The sequence below is a fragment of the Pseudomonas putida S13.1.2 genome (assembly GCF_000498395.2).
GTDB classification, from domain to species: Bacteria; Pseudomonadota; Gammaproteobacteria; order Pseudomonadales; family Pseudomonadaceae; genus Aquipseudomonas; species Aquipseudomonas putida_Q.
Map to the genome: position 1 here is coordinate 4,438,007 of NZ_CP010979.1, position 15,056 is coordinate 4,453,062.

Annotated in this window: 19 protein-coding genes; 9 read left to right on the plus strand and 10 right to left on the minus strand. The window is 64.6% G+C overall.

Translation table 11 applies throughout. The features are described from left to right. Nucleotides 1-14 precede the first annotated feature (14 nt). From nusB to nrdR, 6 genes are all read right to left on the minus strand, one after another. Nucleotides 15-515 carry a transcription antitermination factor NusB gene (nusB, locus tag N805_RS19605; RefSeq protein ID WP_016497782.1) on the minus strand — a complete coding sequence of 167 codons (501 nt, stop codon included), beginning with the start codon at nt 513-515 and terminating at the stop codon, nt 15-17. Continuing rightward, nucleotides 512-988: a 6,7-dimethyl-8-ribityllumazine synthase gene (gene ribE / locus N805_RS19610; RefSeq protein ID WP_003255395.1), complete on the minus strand. Its 477-nt coding sequence runs from the start codon at nt 986-988 to the stop codon at nt 512-514. Before ribE ends, nusB begins: the two co-directional genes overlap by 4 nt. A gap of 91 nt (nt 989-1,079) precedes the next feature. Further along, a complete protein-coding gene (ribBA, locus tag N805_RS19615) occupies nt 1,080-2,171 on the minus strand; it encodes a bifunctional 3,4-dihydroxy-2-butanone-4-phosphate synthase/GTP cyclohydrolase II (RefSeq protein ID WP_019472340.1) in 1,092 nt (363 codons plus the stop codon). Between the two features lie 18 nt (nt 2,172-2,189). Then, entirely contained in the window at nt 2,190-2,855 is a 666-nt protein-coding gene (locus tag N805_RS19620) for a riboflavin synthase (RefSeq protein WP_016497780.1), read from the minus strand. 42 nt (nt 2,856-2,897) lie between these two features. Next, complete coding sequence (gene ribD, locus N805_RS19625; protein WP_019472339.1) at nt 2,898-4,028, minus strand: bifunctional diaminohydroxyphosphoribosylaminopyrimidine deaminase/5-amino-6-(5-phosphoribosylamino)uracil reductase RibD; 1,131 nt, start codon at nt 4,026-4,028, stop codon at nt 2,898-2,900. Nucleotides 4,029-4,030: 2 nt separating this feature from the next. Then, complete coding sequence (nrdR, locus tag N805_RS19630; RefSeq protein ID WP_003255402.1) at nt 4,031-4,495, minus strand: transcriptional regulator NrdR; 465 nt, start codon at nt 4,493-4,495, stop codon at nt 4,031-4,033. Nucleotides 4,496-4,601: 106 nt separating this feature from the next. On the opposite strand from nrdR, the gene N805_RS19635 reads away from it, so the two are divergent. Genes N805_RS19635 through trxA form a run of 3 tightly spaced genes read left to right on the plus strand, consistent with a single transcriptional unit; the run spans nt 4,602 to nt 6,618 of the window. Next, nucleotides 4,602-5,054, plus strand: a complete 453-nt coding sequence (locus tag N805_RS19635; RefSeq protein WP_019472338.1) for a YbaY family lipoprotein — start codon at nt 4,602-4,604, stop codon at nt 5,052-5,054. Next, complete coding sequence (locus N805_RS19640) at nt 5,055-5,714, plus strand: class I SAM-dependent methyltransferase (RefSeq protein ID WP_019472337.1); 660 nt, start codon at nt 5,055-5,057, stop codon at nt 5,712-5,714. A gap of 31 nt (nt 5,715-5,745) precedes the next feature. After that, nucleotides 5,746-6,618, plus strand: a complete 873-nt coding sequence (gene trxA / locus N805_RS19645) for a thioredoxin (RefSeq protein WP_019472336.1) — start codon at nt 5,746-5,748, stop codon at nt 6,616-6,618. 136 nt (nt 6,619-6,754) lie between these two features. Here the strand turns inward: trxA and N805_RS19650 are convergent, their stop codons facing one another. Then, nucleotides 6,755-7,099: a hypothetical protein gene (locus N805_RS19650; RefSeq protein ID WP_019472335.1), complete on the minus strand. Its 345-nt coding sequence runs from the start codon at nt 7,097-7,099 to the stop codon at nt 6,755-6,757. A gap of 130 nt (nt 7,100-7,229) precedes the next feature. Here N805_RS19650 and N805_RS19655 point away from each other — a divergent pair, with 130 nt between their 5' ends. From N805_RS19655 to N805_RS19675, 5 genes are all read left to right on the plus strand, one after another. Beyond that, nucleotides 7,230-7,805, plus strand: a complete 576-nt coding sequence (locus N805_RS19655) for a DUF2796 domain-containing protein (protein ID WP_019472334.1) — start codon at nt 7,230-7,232, stop codon at nt 7,803-7,805. After that, entirely contained in the window at nt 7,806-8,516 is a 711-nt protein-coding gene (locus N805_RS19660; protein ID WP_019472333.1) for an ABC transporter ATP-binding protein, read from the plus strand. After that, nucleotides 8,516-9,781, plus strand: coding sequence for an ABC transporter permease (locus tag N805_RS19665; RefSeq protein WP_019472332.1), 1,266 nt, complete (start codon nt 8,516-8,518; stop codon nt 9,779-9,781). The genes N805_RS19660 and N805_RS19665 overlap by 1 nt, the downstream gene beginning before the upstream one ends. A gap of 126 nt (nt 9,782-9,907) precedes the next feature. Then, nucleotides 9,908-10,420 carry a DUF3299 domain-containing protein gene (locus tag N805_RS19670; protein WP_028614145.1) on the plus strand — a complete coding sequence of 171 codons (513 nt, stop codon included), beginning with the start codon at nt 9,908-9,910 and terminating at the stop codon, nt 10,418-10,420. A 109-nt stretch (nt 10,421-10,529) separates the two neighbouring features. Next, nucleotides 10,530-11,213: an OmpW/AlkL family protein gene (locus tag N805_RS19675; RefSeq protein ID WP_014589498.1), complete on the plus strand. Its 684-nt coding sequence runs from the start codon at nt 10,530-10,532 to the stop codon at nt 11,211-11,213. Here the strand turns inward: N805_RS19675 and N805_RS19680 are convergent. After that, nucleotides 11,201-12,406 (minus strand): MFS transporter, encoded by a 1,206-nt coding sequence (locus N805_RS19680; RefSeq protein ID WP_019473986.1) that lies wholly within the window; start codon nt 12,404-12,406, stop codon nt 11,201-11,203. The two genes, N805_RS19675 and N805_RS19680, sit on opposite strands and share 13 nt — an antisense overlap. Before the next feature lie 102 nt (nt 12,407-12,508). Here N805_RS19680 and N805_RS19685 point away from each other — a divergent pair, with 102 nt between their 5' ends. After that, nucleotides 12,509-12,952 carry a winged helix-turn-helix transcriptional regulator gene (locus N805_RS19685; protein ID WP_019473987.1) on the plus strand — a complete coding sequence of 148 codons (444 nt, stop codon included), beginning with the start codon at nt 12,509-12,511 and terminating at the stop codon, nt 12,950-12,952. 131 nt (nt 12,953-13,083) lie between these two features. Here the strand turns inward: N805_RS19685 and N805_RS19690 are convergent, their stop codons facing one another. Together N805_RS19690 and N805_RS19695 are read right to left on the minus strand one after the other, a co-directional pair. Further along, complete coding sequence (locus N805_RS19690; protein WP_019471907.1) at nt 13,084-14,016, minus strand: NAD-dependent epimerase/dehydratase family protein; 933 nt, start codon at nt 14,014-14,016, stop codon at nt 13,084-13,086. After that, complete coding sequence (locus N805_RS19695) at nt 14,009-14,893, minus strand: sugar nucleotide-binding protein (protein WP_026034500.1); 885 nt, start codon at nt 14,891-14,893, stop codon at nt 14,009-14,011. The genes N805_RS19690 and N805_RS19695 overlap by 8 nt, the downstream gene beginning before the upstream one ends. Between the last annotated feature and the right edge of the window lie 163 nt (nt 14,894-15,056).

Below are 15,056 nucleotides of genomic sequence, written 5' to 3' on the forward strand. Positions count from 1 at the left end.
CGGCAGCGCCAGAATCAGCGCTTGTTCGCCTTGACTTCGGCTTCACGCAGCGACGGTGCCAGTTTGTCCAGCACGCCGTTGACGAACTTGTGGCCGTCGGTGGCACCGAAGACCTTGGCCAGCTCGACACCTTCGTTGATCACTACGCGGTACGGTACGTCGACGCGCTTGATGAACTCCCAGGTGGACAGACGCAGCACGGCCAGCTCGACCGGGTCGAGCTCTTCCAGCGTCATGGTCATGCAAGGCACCAGCGCCTTGTCGATTTCGCCCTTGATTGCCGGAACCCCATGCAGGATTTCACGGAAATAGGCACCGTCGACATCGGTGAAATCGTTATCCACCCGGAACTGCGCTTCGATCTCGTTCAGCGAATGCTGCGCCATGTGCCACTGGTACAGTGCCTGGGTCGCGAGCTTGCGGGCTTCGCGGCGCTTGGCGCTTTTCGAGGGCTTGCCGGCATCCGCAGGTTTTGGATCGCGCGGGTTGAAACGATCGCTTTCGTCGCTAATCACTTGGCCTCCAACTGCGCCAGCAGGCTGACCATTTCCAGTGCGGACAGGGCAGCTTCAGCACCTTTGTTGCCGGCTTTGGTGCCGGAACGCTCGATGGCTTGTTCGATGGAGTCGACGGTCAGTACGCCGAAGGCCACCGGAACACCGAACTCCATGGACACCTGGGCCAGGCCCTTGGTGCATTCGCCCGCCACGTATTCGAAGTGCGGGGTACCACCACGGATCACGGCGCCCAGGGCGATGATCGCGTCGTAGGCGCCTTGCTGGGCGACCTTCTGTGCTACCAGCGGGATTTCAAATGCGCCCGGGGCACGGATGATGGTGATGTCGCTTTCGCTGACACCGTGGCGTACCAGGGCATCAACGGCACCGCTTACCAGGCTTTCAACGACGAAGCTGTTGAAGCGGCCAACCACCAAAGCATAGCGACCTTTGGGGGCGATGAAGGTACCTTCGATGGTCTTCAGGGTCATTCCGATATTCTCATCTTCAAGAGCGAGGCCGCATACAAGCGGCCTCGACAGGGGTCTGGACTCGAGCAGAGGGCGTCAATGCCGCCTCAAGTCACTCGGAGGGCACGTATTCTACAACTTCCAGATCGAATCCGGATATCGCGTTGAACTTCATCGGCGAACTCATCAGGCGCATCTTGCGCACACCAAGGTCGCGCAGGATCTGCGAACCGGCACCCACGGTGCTGTAGGTGGTCGGTGCCTTGGTCGGCGCATCGCCCGCGCTTTCGCGGATGTGCGCCAGCAGCACGTCGCCGTCCAGCGGGTGGCCCAGCAGCAATACCACGCCGCTGCCGGCCTCGGCCACGGCGGCCATGGCAGCACGCAGGCTCCAGCGGCCTGGCTGCTTGACCAGCAGCAGGTCGCGCAGCGGGTCCATGTTGTGCACCCGCACCAGGGTCGGCTCTTCGGCGCAGATCTTGCCCAGGGTCAGGGCCAGGTGCACGTCGCCTTCCACCGCGTCGCGGTAGGTGACCAGGTTGAACTCGCCCAGCTCGCTTTCCACCGGCTGCTCGGACACACGCTGCACGGTGCGCTCGTGAATCATGCGGTAGTGGATCAGGTCGGCGATGGTGCCGATCTTCAGGCCGTGCTCGGCGGCGAACACTTCCAGCTCGGCGCGGCGCGACATGGTGCCGTCGTCGTTCATCACTTCGCAGATCACGCCGCTTGGCTCGAAACCGGCCATGCGCGCCAGGTCGCAGGCAGCTTCGGTGTGGCCGGCGCGGGCCAGGGTACCGCCCGGCTGGGCCATCAGCGGGAAGATGTGGCCAGGGCTGACGATATCTTCGGCCTTGGCGTCCTTCGCTGCGGCGGCCTGCACGGTGCGTGCACGGTCGGCGGCGGAAATGCCAGTGGTGACGCCTTCGGCGGCTTCGATCGACACGGTGAACTTGGTGCCGAAGCCCGAGCCATTGCGCGGCGCCATCAGCGGCAGCTTCAGCGTTTCGCAACGCTCACGGGTCATCGGCATGCAGATCAGGCCACGGGCGTGCTTGGCCATGAAGTTGATGTGCTCGGGCAGGCAGCATTCGGCTGCCATGATGATATCGCCTTCGTTCTCGCGGTCTTCGTCATCCATGAGGATGACCATTTTGCCCTGGCGGATGTCTTCGACCAGTTCTTCGATGCTGTTGAGCGCCACGCGGCACCCCCTTCTCAATCAGGATTTCAAGAAGCCGTTGGCGGCCAGGAAGCTTTCGGTAATGCCACTGCCCTTGCTCGGTTCGGCAGCCTTGTCACCCAGCAGCAAGCGCTCCAGGTAACGGGCCAGCAGGTCGACCTCAAGGTTTACCCGACGCCCTGCGCGGTAGTCGGCCATGATGGTTTCGGACAGGGTGTGCGGGACAATGGTCAGCTCGAACTCGGCGCCATTGACCTCATTGACCGTCAGGCTGGTGCCGTCGACGGTGATCGAACCCTTGTGGGCGATGTACTTGGCCAGCTCCTTGGGTGCACGCACACGGAACTGGATGGCGCGGGCGTTATCGCTGCGCGAGATGATTTCGCCGACGCCGTCGACATGGCCGCTGACCAGGTGCCCACCCAGGCGGGTGGTGGGGGTCAGGGCCTTTTCCAGGTTGACCTTGCTGCCGCTCTTGAGGTCGATGAACGCGGTGCGCTTGAGGGTTTCGACGCTGACGTCGGCCCAGAAGCCATTGCCCGGCAGCTCGACGGCGGTCAGGCATACACCGTTGACGGCGATGCTGTCACCGAGCTTGACGTCGCCCAGGTCGAGCTTGCCGGTTTCGACGTAGACACGCACATCGCCACCTTTGGGGGTGAGGCTGCGGATGGTGCCAATGGATTCGATGATGCCGGTGAACATGGGGTCTTCCTCAAAAACGGTTTGCACGGGGCAAGCCCGGCATTATACGCCGGGCGCCGGCAGGGGGATGGCCGTGACCCGCCAGTCATCGCCCACTGCGCGCATTTCGGTAATTTTCAATCGCGGCGCTTCGCTCATCTTGTCCAGCGGCCAGTCCAGCAACGGGCGGGCCTGGGAGCCGAGGAAGGTGCCGGCGACGAACAGCTGGTACTCGTCGACCAGGCCTTGGCGGGCAAAGGCACCGACCAGGCCTGCACCGGCTTCCAGCAGGATTTCGTTGACGCCTCGGGCCGCCAGGGCCTGCAGCAGCGCCGGCAGGTCGACCTGACCATTGTCACCTGGCAGGCTCAACAATTCGTGGCCGGCAGCGGCATAGCGCGGGTCATCTGCGACAGCGGTCACCACCAGTGCCGGGCCGGCCTGGAAGAACGGCGCATCCAGTGGCAGGCGCAGGCGGCCATCGACCAGTACGCGCAGCGGCGTACGGCTGAGAGCCAGGGCTGTGGTTTCGGCATCCAGGCCCAGCTCGGTGCCACGCACGGTCATCCGCGCATTGTCGGCCAGCACACTGGCAGCGCTGGTCAGCACCACGCTGGAGCGGGCGCGCAGGCGCTGTACCGCCGAACGGGCAGCCGGGCCGGTAATCCACTGGCTTTCGCCGCTGGCCATGGCGGTGCGGCCATCCAGGCTCATGGCCAACTTGGCGCGCACGAACGGCAGGCCAGTTTCCATGCGCTTGAGAAAGCCCGGGTTGAGTGCGCGGGCCTCGGCTTCGAGCACGCCACTGGCCACCTCGATACCGGCCTCGGCGAGGCGCCGCAGGCCTTGCCCCGCCACTTGCGGGTTAGGGTCCTGCATGGCTGCCACCACCCGCGCCACACCGGCCTTGACCAGCGCCTCGGCACACGGCGGCGTGCGCCCATGGTGGCTGCACGGTTCAAGGGTAACGTAGGCACAGGCGCCACGGGCACGCTCACCGGCCTGGCGCAGGGCATGCACTTCGGCATGCGGCTCGCCGGCACGCACGTGCCAGCCTTCGCCGACCACTTCGCCATCGCGCACGATCACGCAGCCAACGCGCGGATTCGGGTGGGTGGTGTACAGGCCCTTGCGCGCCAGCTCCAGCGCGCGGGCCATGTAGTGGGCGTCAAGGATGGCGGCTTGGCTGGGCATGTTCACTCTTTAGCCGGCTCACGGGCCAGGCGGTCGATTTCTTCGCGGAACTCGTCCAGATCCTGGAAGCGTCGGTACACCGAGGCAAAGCGGATATAGGCCACTTCGTCGAGCTTGCGCAGCTCGGCCATGACCATTTCACCCACCACCAGCGATTTGACTTCGCGCTCGCCCGTGGCACGCAAGCGGCTCTTGATGTGCGCCAGCGCCGCTTCCAGGCGCTCGACGCTGACCGGGCGCTTTTCCAGCGCCCGTTGCATGCCGGCGCGCAGCTTTTCTTCGTCAAAAGGCTGGCGCGTACCGTCCTGCTTGATCAGCCGGGGCAGCACCAGCTCGGCGGTTTCGAAAGTGGTAAAGCGCTCGCCACAGGCCACGCATTCGCGGCGGCGGCGCACCTGCTCGCCCTCGGCAACGAGGCGAGAGTCAATGACCTTGGTGTCGTTGGCACCGCAAAAGGGACAGTGCATGGTGGCAGGCAACAAAAAAAGGGAGGGCCATGGTAGCGCATTGCACTGGCAAGACAAGCCAAAGGGGTTAACATCCATGGGAAATCTGCCCGCGAAGGACAACCCCATGCACTACCGAGCGCTCGTCGTGCTGTGCTGCGCCGCCCTGCTCGCTGCCTGCGGCAGCGACAGGCCGAAAACCGATACGCCCCCGGCGCCCACGCCAACCCGCTCGGCCAAACCGGCCGAAGTACTGGGCCCGCTGCCGGCCTACCAGCGCGAGCTGAGCGGCACCTTGCTGGAAATCCCGGCCGGTGCCGACGTGGAACTGGCCTTGCTGGTCATCGATGAACGTGGCCGCCCGCAACGCCTGCTGGCCAGCAGCAACCTGACCGGCACCGGCCAGGCCCTGCCCTATCACCTGCGCTTCAACCCCGAAGCCTTCCCGGCCGGTGCGCGGGTCGAGCTGCGTGGCCGCGCCAGCCGTTCCGGCCAGTTGATCATGCACCTGCCCCCCGTGCGCATTACCCAAGCCCAGACCCAGGCCACCGGCCCGCTGCGTTTCGAGAAGGCGCCGTAAGTGGCGCCGCTGGCCCTGCAGCAGGCCCTCAGCGGCCTGATCGGCGAAGCGCGCCTGATCGTCAGCGAGCTGCCCGGCTGTGACCTGAAGCTGTGGTTGATCGACGACCAGAACATGGACCGCGCCTTCAGCAGCGACGAAACCCGGCGCATTCTTGAAGAGCCGCCCTACTGGAGTTTTTGCTGGGCCAGTGGCCTGGCCATGGCCCGGTACCTGGCCGAGCGCCCGGAGTGGGTGGCCGGCAAGCGCGTGCTGGACTTTGGTGCCGGCTCAGGTATCGCCGGTATTGCCGCCGCGCGCGCCGGTGCATTGGAAGTGGTGGCCTGCGACCTCGACCCGCTGGCCCTCGATGCCTGCCGCGCCAACGCCGCGCTGAACGGGGTCGAGCTGAGTTACAGCAGTGACTTCTTTGCCGAAGACGACCGCTTCGACCTGATCCTGGTCGCCGATGTGCTGTACGACCGCGCCAACCTGCCGCTGCTGGACGCCTTCCTCGGCCGCGGCCGCCAGGCGCTGGTGGCGGACTCGCGGGTACGCGACTTCAGCCACCCGCTGTACCAGCAATTGGGCGTGCTCGAAGCGCTGACCCTGCCGGACCTGGCCGAGCCACACGAATTCCGCAGGGTCAGCCTGTACCACGCCAGCCGCGACGCCTTATAGTGGTGCCATTCACGAGTTTGCGAGAGTCGCGATGACCCAAGACACGCCTTACATTTTCGACGCTACCGATGCCAACTTCCAGCAACTGGTAATCGAGAACTCCTTCCACAAGCCGGTGCTGGTGGACTTCTGGGCCGAGTGGTGCGCACCCTGCAAGGCACTGATGCCGTTGCTGGCCAAGATCGCCGAGGGTTACCAGGGCGAGCTGCTGCTGGCCAAGATCAACTGCGACGTGGAGCAACAGGTGGTTGCCCAGTTCGGCATCCGCAGCCTCCCGACCGTAGTGCTGTTCAAGGACGGCCAGCCGGTGGACGGTTTTGCCGGGGCTCAGCCGGAATCGGCGATTCGCGCCATGCTCGAGCCGCACGTGCAGATGCCCGCCGCCCCCACCGCTTCGCCGCTGGAGCAGGCCAAGGCGCTGTTTGCCGAAAGCCGCTTTGCCGAAGCCGAAGCGCTGTTGCAGGCGCTGCTGGGTGAAGACAACAGCAATGCCGAGGCGCTGATCCTGTACGCCCGCTGCCTGGCCGAGCGCGGTGAACTGGGCGAGGCCCAGGTGGTGCTGGATGCGGTCAAGACCGACGAGCACAAGGCTGCGCTGGCCGGTGCCAAGGCCCAGCTGACCTTCCTGCGCCAGGCCGCCAGCCTGCCGGAAGTGGCAGACCTGAAAAGCCGCCTGGCGCAGAACCCGCAGGATGACGAGGCGGCTTACCAGCTGAGCATTCAGCAACTGGCGCGCCAGCAGTACGAGGCGGCGCTGGATGGGCTGCTGAAGCTGTTCCAGCGTAACCGTGGCTACGAGAACGGGCTGCCGCAGAAGGCGATGCTGCAGGTGTTCGAGTTGCTGGGGGGGGATCACCCGCTGGTGGGCGTTTATCGCCGCAAGCTGTCGGCGGCGATGTTCTGACCTGATGGCATTTGCGAGGGCTTCGCCCTCGTTCGCGGGCACGCCCGCTCCCACAGGTGCTGCACAGCTCCCCAGTGCGGTGAAATCCTGTGGGAGCGGGCGCGCCCGCGAAGAGGCCAGAACAGGCAATACCAATTCACCCAACCCAGTGATAGACCGGCGCATCCACGCCACTTTCCACCTTCACCTCACTGCTGTGCCGCAAGCGCACCAGCAGCCGCTTGCCCGCCGCCGTGCTTCCCGCCAGCCCTTCCAGCCGGTCCAGCAACTCCGGCCCGCTCATCTGCCCGGCAAGGCGCAACACTTCACGCGCTGCGGCCCATTGCCCGTCGTCCTGGCGCGGTGCAGCAACAGTAGGCGTCGCAGCCCCCTGCGCCGCCACAGGCACCTCGATTTGCTTACCCAGTTGCGCCCACTCTTCAGGCGCCAACTCGATGGTCAGGTCCACCGGCCAGTCACCAATCTGTCCACGAATTCTCATGATGCATTCCTTGAGCCCAGGTCAATGCAGCCATGCTACCGCAACATGAAACCTTAGCCACGCAGGCTGGCGGCGCGCAGAAAAGTTGTTATAACATTACCCAATCTTCCAGCCCGCCCCGGAGTCGTCCATGCGTCGTCTGCTGCTCGCCCTGCCCTTCGCCTTGCTGCCACTGGCCGTGGCCCATGCCCACGATGACGACCATGATCATGATCACGCCCATGGCACGCTGGGCGCCCACGAGCATGGCGTGGCCAAGCTCAACGTCGTGCTCGATGGCAACACCCTGGAGCTGGAGCTGGACAGCCCGGCGATGAACCTGGTGGGCTTCGAGCATGCCGCCAGCAGCGATGCCGACAAGGCCAAGGTTGCTGCCGTGCGCCAGCAACTCGAACAACCGCTCAAGCTGTTCGGCCTTTCTGCAGCAGCAAACTGCAAAGAGGAACAGCAGGAGCTGGAAAGCCCGCTGTTCGGTGATGCCCCGAAAGCCGACGACGACGATGAGCACGCGCATGGCCACCCGCACAGCGACATCGGTGCCCATTACCAGCTGACCTGCGCCAACCCCGACAAACTGGCACAGGTGGACCTGGCGCCTCTGTTCAAGGCCTTCCCGGCCACCCAGAAAGTCAACGTGCAACTGATCGGCCCCAACGGCCAGAAAGGCGTGGAAACCACGCCGGCCAAGGCCGCGGTCGCCTTCTGAATGAGCCAGCCGTTGATCGAACTGCATGACCTGGTGTTCGCCTGGCCAGGTCAGCCGCCGCTGCTGGATATTCCGGCATTCCACCTGGACGCCGGTGAAGCCCTGTTCCTCAAGGGCCCCAGCGGCAGTGGCAAGACCACGTTGCTGGGCCTGCTGGGCGGGGTGAACGTGCCGGCCCAAGGCAGCATTCAGTTGCTCGGGCAGGACCTCGGCCAGCTGGGCCAGGGTGCCCGTGACCGCTTTCGGGTCGATCACACGGGCTACATTTTTCAGCAGTTCAACCTGCTGCCATTCCTCTCGGTACGTGAAAACGTCGAGCTGCCCTGCCATTTCTCGCGCAGCCGCAAGGCCCGCGCCGAACAGCGCCATGGCAGTGTCGACCAGGCGGTCTGCACGCTGCTGGCCCACCTTGGCCTGGGCGACCCCGCCCTGCTCGCCCGCCGCGCCGACAGCCTGTCGATCGGCCAGCAACAGCGGGTCGCCGCCGCACGCGCCCTGATCGGCCAGCCAGAACTGGTGATTGCCGACGAACCGACCTCGGCGCTGGATGCCGACACACGCGAAGCGTTCATCCGCCTGCTGTTCGATGAATGCCGCGCCGCCGGTGCCAGCCTGCTGTTCGTCAGCCACGACCAGAGCCTGGCGCCACTGTTCGACCGTCACCTTTCCCTGGCCGACCTCAACCGCGCCGCCAAGCCCCGGGAGGCCTGATGTACCTGCTCCGCCTTGCCCTGGCCAGCCTGGCCAACCGCCGCTTCACCGCCTTGCTCACCGCCTTCGCCATCGCCCTGTCAGTGTGCCTGCTGCTGGCGGTGGAACGTGTTCGCACAGAAGCGCGCGCCAGCTTCGCCAGCACCATCAGCGGCACCGACCTGATCGTCGGTGCCCGCTCCGGTTCGGTGAACCTGCTGCTGTATTCAGTGTTCCGCATTGGCAACGCCACCAACAACATCCGCTGGGACAGCTTCCAGCACTATGCACAGGACCCGCGCGTGAAGTGGGCGATCCCTATCTCGCTGGGCGACTCGCACCGCGGCTACAGGGTGATGGGCACCACGACGGATTACTTCAGCCATTACCAGTACGGCCGCCGCCAGCATCTGGAACTGAGCCAGGGGCGTGAGTTTGCCAGCGACCCGTTCGAGGTGGTGCTCGGTGCCGAAGTGGCCGAGGCGTTGCACTACAAGCTGGGTGACAAGCTGGTGCTGGCCCACGGCGTGGCAGCCATCAGCCTGGTCAAGCATGACGACAAGCCGTTCACCGTGGTCGGTGTGCTCAAGCGCACCGGCACACCGGTAGACCGCACCCTGCATATCGGCCTGGGCGGTATGGAGGCCATCCATATCGACTGGCACAACGGCGTCCCGGCCCGAGGCGCCGGGCGCATCAGCGCCGACCAGGCACGCACGATGGACCTGCAACCTGCCGCCATTACCGCGTTCATGCTGGGCCTGAACAACAAGATCGCGACCTTCAGCCTGCAGCGCGAGATCAACGAGTACCGCAGCGAGCCCTTGTTGGCAATCCTGCCAGGTGTGGCCCTGCAAGAGCTGTGGAGCCTGATGGGCACGGCGGAACAAGCGTTGTTCGTGGTGTCGCTGTTCGTGGTATTGACCGGTCTGATCGGCATGCTCACGGCTATTCTCACCAGCCTCAACGAGCGCCGCCGGGAGATGGCGATCCTTCGTTCGGTCGGGGCCAGGCCGTGGCATATCGCGGGGCTGCTGGTACTGGAGGCGCTGTCACTGGCAGCGGTCGGGATCGTGGCCGGGCTTGGCTTGCTGTATGCGGGGATTGCCCTGGCGCAGGGGTTCGTGCAGGCCAACTATGGCTTGTATCTGCCACTGGCCTTGCCGAGCGCACATGAATGGACCTTGCTGGCTATCATCCTGGGGGCGGCGTTGCTCATGGGCAGCGTGCCGGCGTGGCGGGCTTATCGGCAGTCGCTGGCCGATGGCCTGTCCATACACCTTTGAGTGCGCGTAATGATCAGACACCTCACCGCCTGCTTCGCGGGCACGCCCGCTCCCACAGGGTTCTCCACAAGCCTCAGGCCTTGCAGAGGACCTGTGGGAGCGGGCATGCCCGCGAAGAGGCCGGCCATGCGCATGCTGCTGGCCCTGCTGTTGCTGGTAGCGATGCCGCTATGGGCCGCCGAACCCAAGGAGCTGGACTGGCCCGCCCTGATCCCCGAAGGCGCCCCGGTCATCCCGCCACAACTGGCGCCGCTGCACGACATGTCACAGCTCAGCAACGCCCTGTCTGCCGAATCCGCCCCACCCGCGCGCCAGCAAGCCCCCGATGCCCCAGTGGTGAAGGGTCTCGACGGCCAGCAGGTCAAGCTGCCGGGCTACATCGTGCCACTGGAGGTCAGCGAAGAAGGCCGCACCACCGAATTCCTGCTGGTCCCTTACTACGGTGCGTGCATCCACGTGCCGCCGCCACCGTCGAACCAGATCGTGCATATTTTCAGCGAGATGGGCGTGCGCGTCGAAGACCTCTACCAGCCCTACTGGATCGAGGGAAAGATGCAGGTTAGAGCCTCCAGCAGCGAACTGGCCGACGCCGGCTACCAGATGGAAGCCGAGAAAATATACGTTTATGAGCTGAGATGAGAACTGTTTCGAATTCGTGAAGACGCTTCTTTGAGCTGGGTCAAACTTTCTGTTTAACCACCTCCGTACCATTGGACTACTCGATTAATAACGTCCTTTGGGAGCTTCCATGAACAAGTCCTTGCTCGGCGCCTCGCTTGTGGCCCTTGCGCTCGCCGCCCCTGCCGCCCACGCCTATCAGGCGGGGGACATGATTCTGCGCGCAGGCGCCATCACCACTGCCCCGAACGAGAGCAGCGGCGACCTGAAGTTCGACGGCAACAAGGTGTCGGGCACCAAGGCGACCCTGGACAGCGACACCCAGCTGGGCCTGACCTTTGCCTACATGCTCACCGACCACATCGGCCTGGAGCTGCTGGCAGCCACCCCGTTCAAGCACACCGTCGGCGTAAAAGGCCTGGGCGGCGGGTTGGACGGCAAGCTGGCCGACATCAAGCAACTGCCACCGACCCTGTCGCTGCAGTACTACCCGATGGAGCCAAATTCGCGCTTCCAGCCGTACGCCGGCGTGGGTATCAACTACACCCTGTTCTTTGACGAAGACCTGAGCAGCGCACGCAAGCAACAAGGCTTCAGCAACCTCAAGCTGCAGGATTCGGTAGGTATTGCTGGCCAACTGGGCATGGATTACATGCTGACCGACAACCTGCTGGTCAACGCCTCGGTCTGGTATGTCGACATCGACACCAAGGCCAGCGTCAACGGCCCGACCGCGCTTGGCTATAGCAAGACCAAGGTCGACGTCGACGTCGACCCGTGGGTGTACATGGTCGGCCTTGGCTACAAGTTCTGACCTGAACACTGCAGGGCGGCTTCGGCCGCCCTCGCGCGTTGCAGCCATAGCCAGTAACCCAGCGCGGCCGCGCTGATGGCCATGCCAAGCCCACACACCGCAGCCCAGCCCCAATGGGCAAACACCCAGCCCGCCAGCACCGCCCCCAACCCGCTGCCAAGCGAATAGCAACACATGTAGGCGCCAATCAAGCGGCTGGCCATCTCACCACGCCCCGCCAGCAACAGGCTCTGGTTGGTGACATGCACCGCCTGCACGGCAAAGTCCAGCATCAGCACACCCAGCACGAAGGCCATCAGCGAATGCCCGACAAAGGCCGTGGGCAACCACGACAGCGTCAGCAGGGCCAGCGCCAGCCCGGTGGTGCGCTCCCCCTGCCCTTGGTCTGCCAGGCGACCGGCGCGCGCAGCCGCCAATGTGCCCGCCACACCTGCCAGGCCGAACAGGCCGATCTCGGTATGGCTCAGCAGCAACGGCGCAGCACTGAGCGGCATGACCATGGCACTCCACAGCACACTGAACGCGGCGAAGATCAACACCCCGAACACGCCGCGCTGGCGCAGCAACCTGTCGTGCCGGTACAAACTGAACTGGGCCACGATCAGCGCCCGGTAACCCGGCCGCTGCCCCATCGGCCGCCCACCGGGCAGGCTGCGCCACAGCACCAGGGCCAGCAACATCAATAGCCCTGCGGCGACCAGATAAACACTGCGCCAACCGGCCAGATCAGCCAACCCGCCCGACACCAGGCGTGCCAGCAGAATGCCCAACACCACACCACTGGTGACGGTGCCTACCGCCTGCCCTTGCTGGCCCGGTGAGGCCAGGCTCGCGGCGTGAGCCACCATCACCTGCACCATGACTGCCATCAACCCGGTGATGGCCAGCGCCAACAGCAACATTGCCCAGTTCGGCGCCACGCCGACACCGACCAGCGCCAACGCCGAGAACAGCAACTGCCAGAGCAACAGGCGCTTGCGATCGACCAGGTCCCCCAGGGGCACGATCAATAGCAGACCCACGGCGTAGCCCGCCTGGGTCGCGCCGACCACCCAGCCAATCTGCTGCTGCGCCACTCCCAGGTCGGTAGCCATCGACTCAAGCAGAGGCTGGGCGAAGTAAACCGTCGCCACGGCCATGGCGCTGGTGGTGGCAAGCAACAGCGTTATCCAGCGTGTCAGCGAAGGCTTCATAGGACCGCTCTTATCAATCTGGTTTCGTTTTGAAACCACACACTGGCTATTTAGCAAATGTGGTTTTAATCTGCAACCAGGTAATCAACACAGGTTTGAGCCATGCTCGATGAAAACAATGCGCAGTGCCCCGTAGCCCGGGCGCTGGAGGTGCTGGGTGATCGCTGGGCGCTCATGATCCTGCGCGATGCCTTTGACGGCCTGCGGCGGTTCAGTGAATTTCAGAAGAACCTGGGGCTGGCGAAGAACATCCTCGCCTCGCGGCTCAAGCTGCTGGTGGAAAGCGGGTTGCTGATCACACAGCCGGCGTCGGATGGCAGTGCCTACAAGGAATATGTGCTGACCGAGAAAGGGCGGTCGGTGTTTCCGGTGGTGGTTGGCTTTAGGCAGTGGGGGGAGCGGTATCTGTTTGAGGCGGGTGAAGCGCGTTCTGAATTGGTGGAGGGTGTCACGGGGCAGGCGCTTGAGACTTTGCAGGTGCGGGCTGTGGATGGGCGAGTACTCGGGGCCGAGGATTGCCTGCGCAGAGTCGTGCGGCCTGGGTGATTTTTAGGGCTGCTGCGCACCCCATCGCGACACAAGGCCGCTCCTACAGTGACCGCACGTCCATTGGCTTTACGCGGTCGTTGTAGGAGCGGCCTTGCGTCGCGATAGGGGCGCAAAGCGCCCCCAGGGAATCAGCCTTTACCCAATAGCCGCGCCAGGCCCTCGACCATCGGCGTCGCCTGCGGAAACTCGAACCGCGCCAGCAGCCGCTGGTTATCCGCCCGCGAATGGCGAATGTCACCGGCACGCGCCGCCACATGCGTGATCGCCGGCAAGCTGCCCACCACCTTCTCCAGCGCCACCAGCAACTGGTTCAGCGAGGTGGCCTGGTTGAGGCCGATATTCACAGCCCCCTCCTCGACCTGCGGCTGCTCCAGCGCCTGCACCATCACCTGCACCAGGTCGCCCACGTAGAGGAAGTCGCGAGTCTGCTCGCCATCGCCGAAGATGGTGATCGGCAAGCCCTGCACTGCGCGCTCGCAGAAGATGCTGATTACCCCGGAATATGGCGAGGACGGGTCCTGCCGTGGCCCGAAGATATTGAAGAAACGGAACACCACCGGCTCCAGGCCATGCTGACGACGGTAGAAGTCCAGGTACTGCTCACTGGCCAGCTTGTCCACGGCGTAGGGGGTCAGCGGCGCCTTGGGCGTGTCCTCGGCAATCGATTCACCCTCGCCATTGTTGCCGTACACCGCCGCACTGGACGCGAACAGCACCCGGCGCAGACCGTGCACGCGCATGGCTTCGCACACGTTGAGGGTACCGATGAAGTTGCTCTGGTGGGTACGCACCGGGTCTTCGACCGAGGCCTGCACCGAAGCCACCGCCGCCAGGTGCACCACAGCACTGCAGCCTCCCGCAGCCTGCGTGACCAGCCCGGCGTCGGCGACATCGCCTTCGATCAGTTCCAGCCGTGGGTGGCCAACCTGCAGGTTGCTCCGCCGGCCGGTTGAGAAGTCGTCGAGAATGCGTACGGCGTAGCCTTTTTCCAACAACGCATCGCACAGGTGGGAGCCAATGAAGCCGGCACCGCCGGTGATCAGGATGGGGGCGTCAGCCATGGCGGTAGAACCGGTCCAGTAGAGGCGGCAGGCCTGCGCGCCAGGCGCGCGGCTTGATGCCGAAGGTATGAAGGATTTTCTTGCAGGCCAGAACCGCGTGCTGCGGTTCTTCGCTGGCATCCGGCCGTGCGGCATGGGCCTGCGGTGTCGGCGCCTGCACCGCCAGTTGGCGGTATTGGCCTGCTTCGGTAAGGATAGCCTGGCCCAGCGCCAGCGGCGTGGTCGCCTCGTTGCCGGCGTAATGGTAAGTGCCCCACAGCGGCGCACTGCAATCGAGCTGCTTGAGCACCGACAGAATCACCCGTGCGGCATCGTCGACCGGTGTCGGGTTGCCACGCCGGTCATCAGCCAGCAGCAGCTCTTGCGGCTGCTCTGCACGGGTCAGGAAGCGGCCCAGCGAGCCGTCGATGCTCTCGTCGAGCAACCAGCCGAAGCGCAGCAGTACGTGCTGCGGGCAGGTCGCGCGCACACTCTGCTCGATGCGCCACAAGGCCTGGCCACGCAGCCCCAGCGGCACGGGCTCGTCCTTTTCGCTGTAGGCCGTTGCCCGCGAACCATCGAATACCCGGTAGCTGGAAGGTTGCACCAGGGTGATCTGGTGGTGCTGGCACAGCTCTGCCAGCCGCTCCACTGCCCGCTCCTGTTGAGCCAGGCGTTGCTCGCTGACCGACTCGGCCTGGAACCAGTCGAAGTAATAGGCCAGGTTGACCAGGGCGTCGGGGCGGTGATCGTCGAGCAACTGGGTGAGGTTGGCCGGCGTCCAGCCATTCTCGGGAGGGCGCGGCGCCAGGAAAGCAATGTCCTCCTCGGCCCCAAGACGAATCAGCGCTTGCCCGAGGGCATTGCCACCACCCAACAGCATTAGGCGCATACGCATAGAGTCAGCAGATCCGAGAGGTTGATGAAGGAAAGGGGTCATTTTGCGGTTTCCGGGCGGGGAAGTCCAACGTCGAGCCTCGCCAAGGCCTCAGGGGTCGCTGATCTGAGGATTCACTCCACGACACAGCCCCGCAGAGAAATATCCTACTACGTACCAGGAA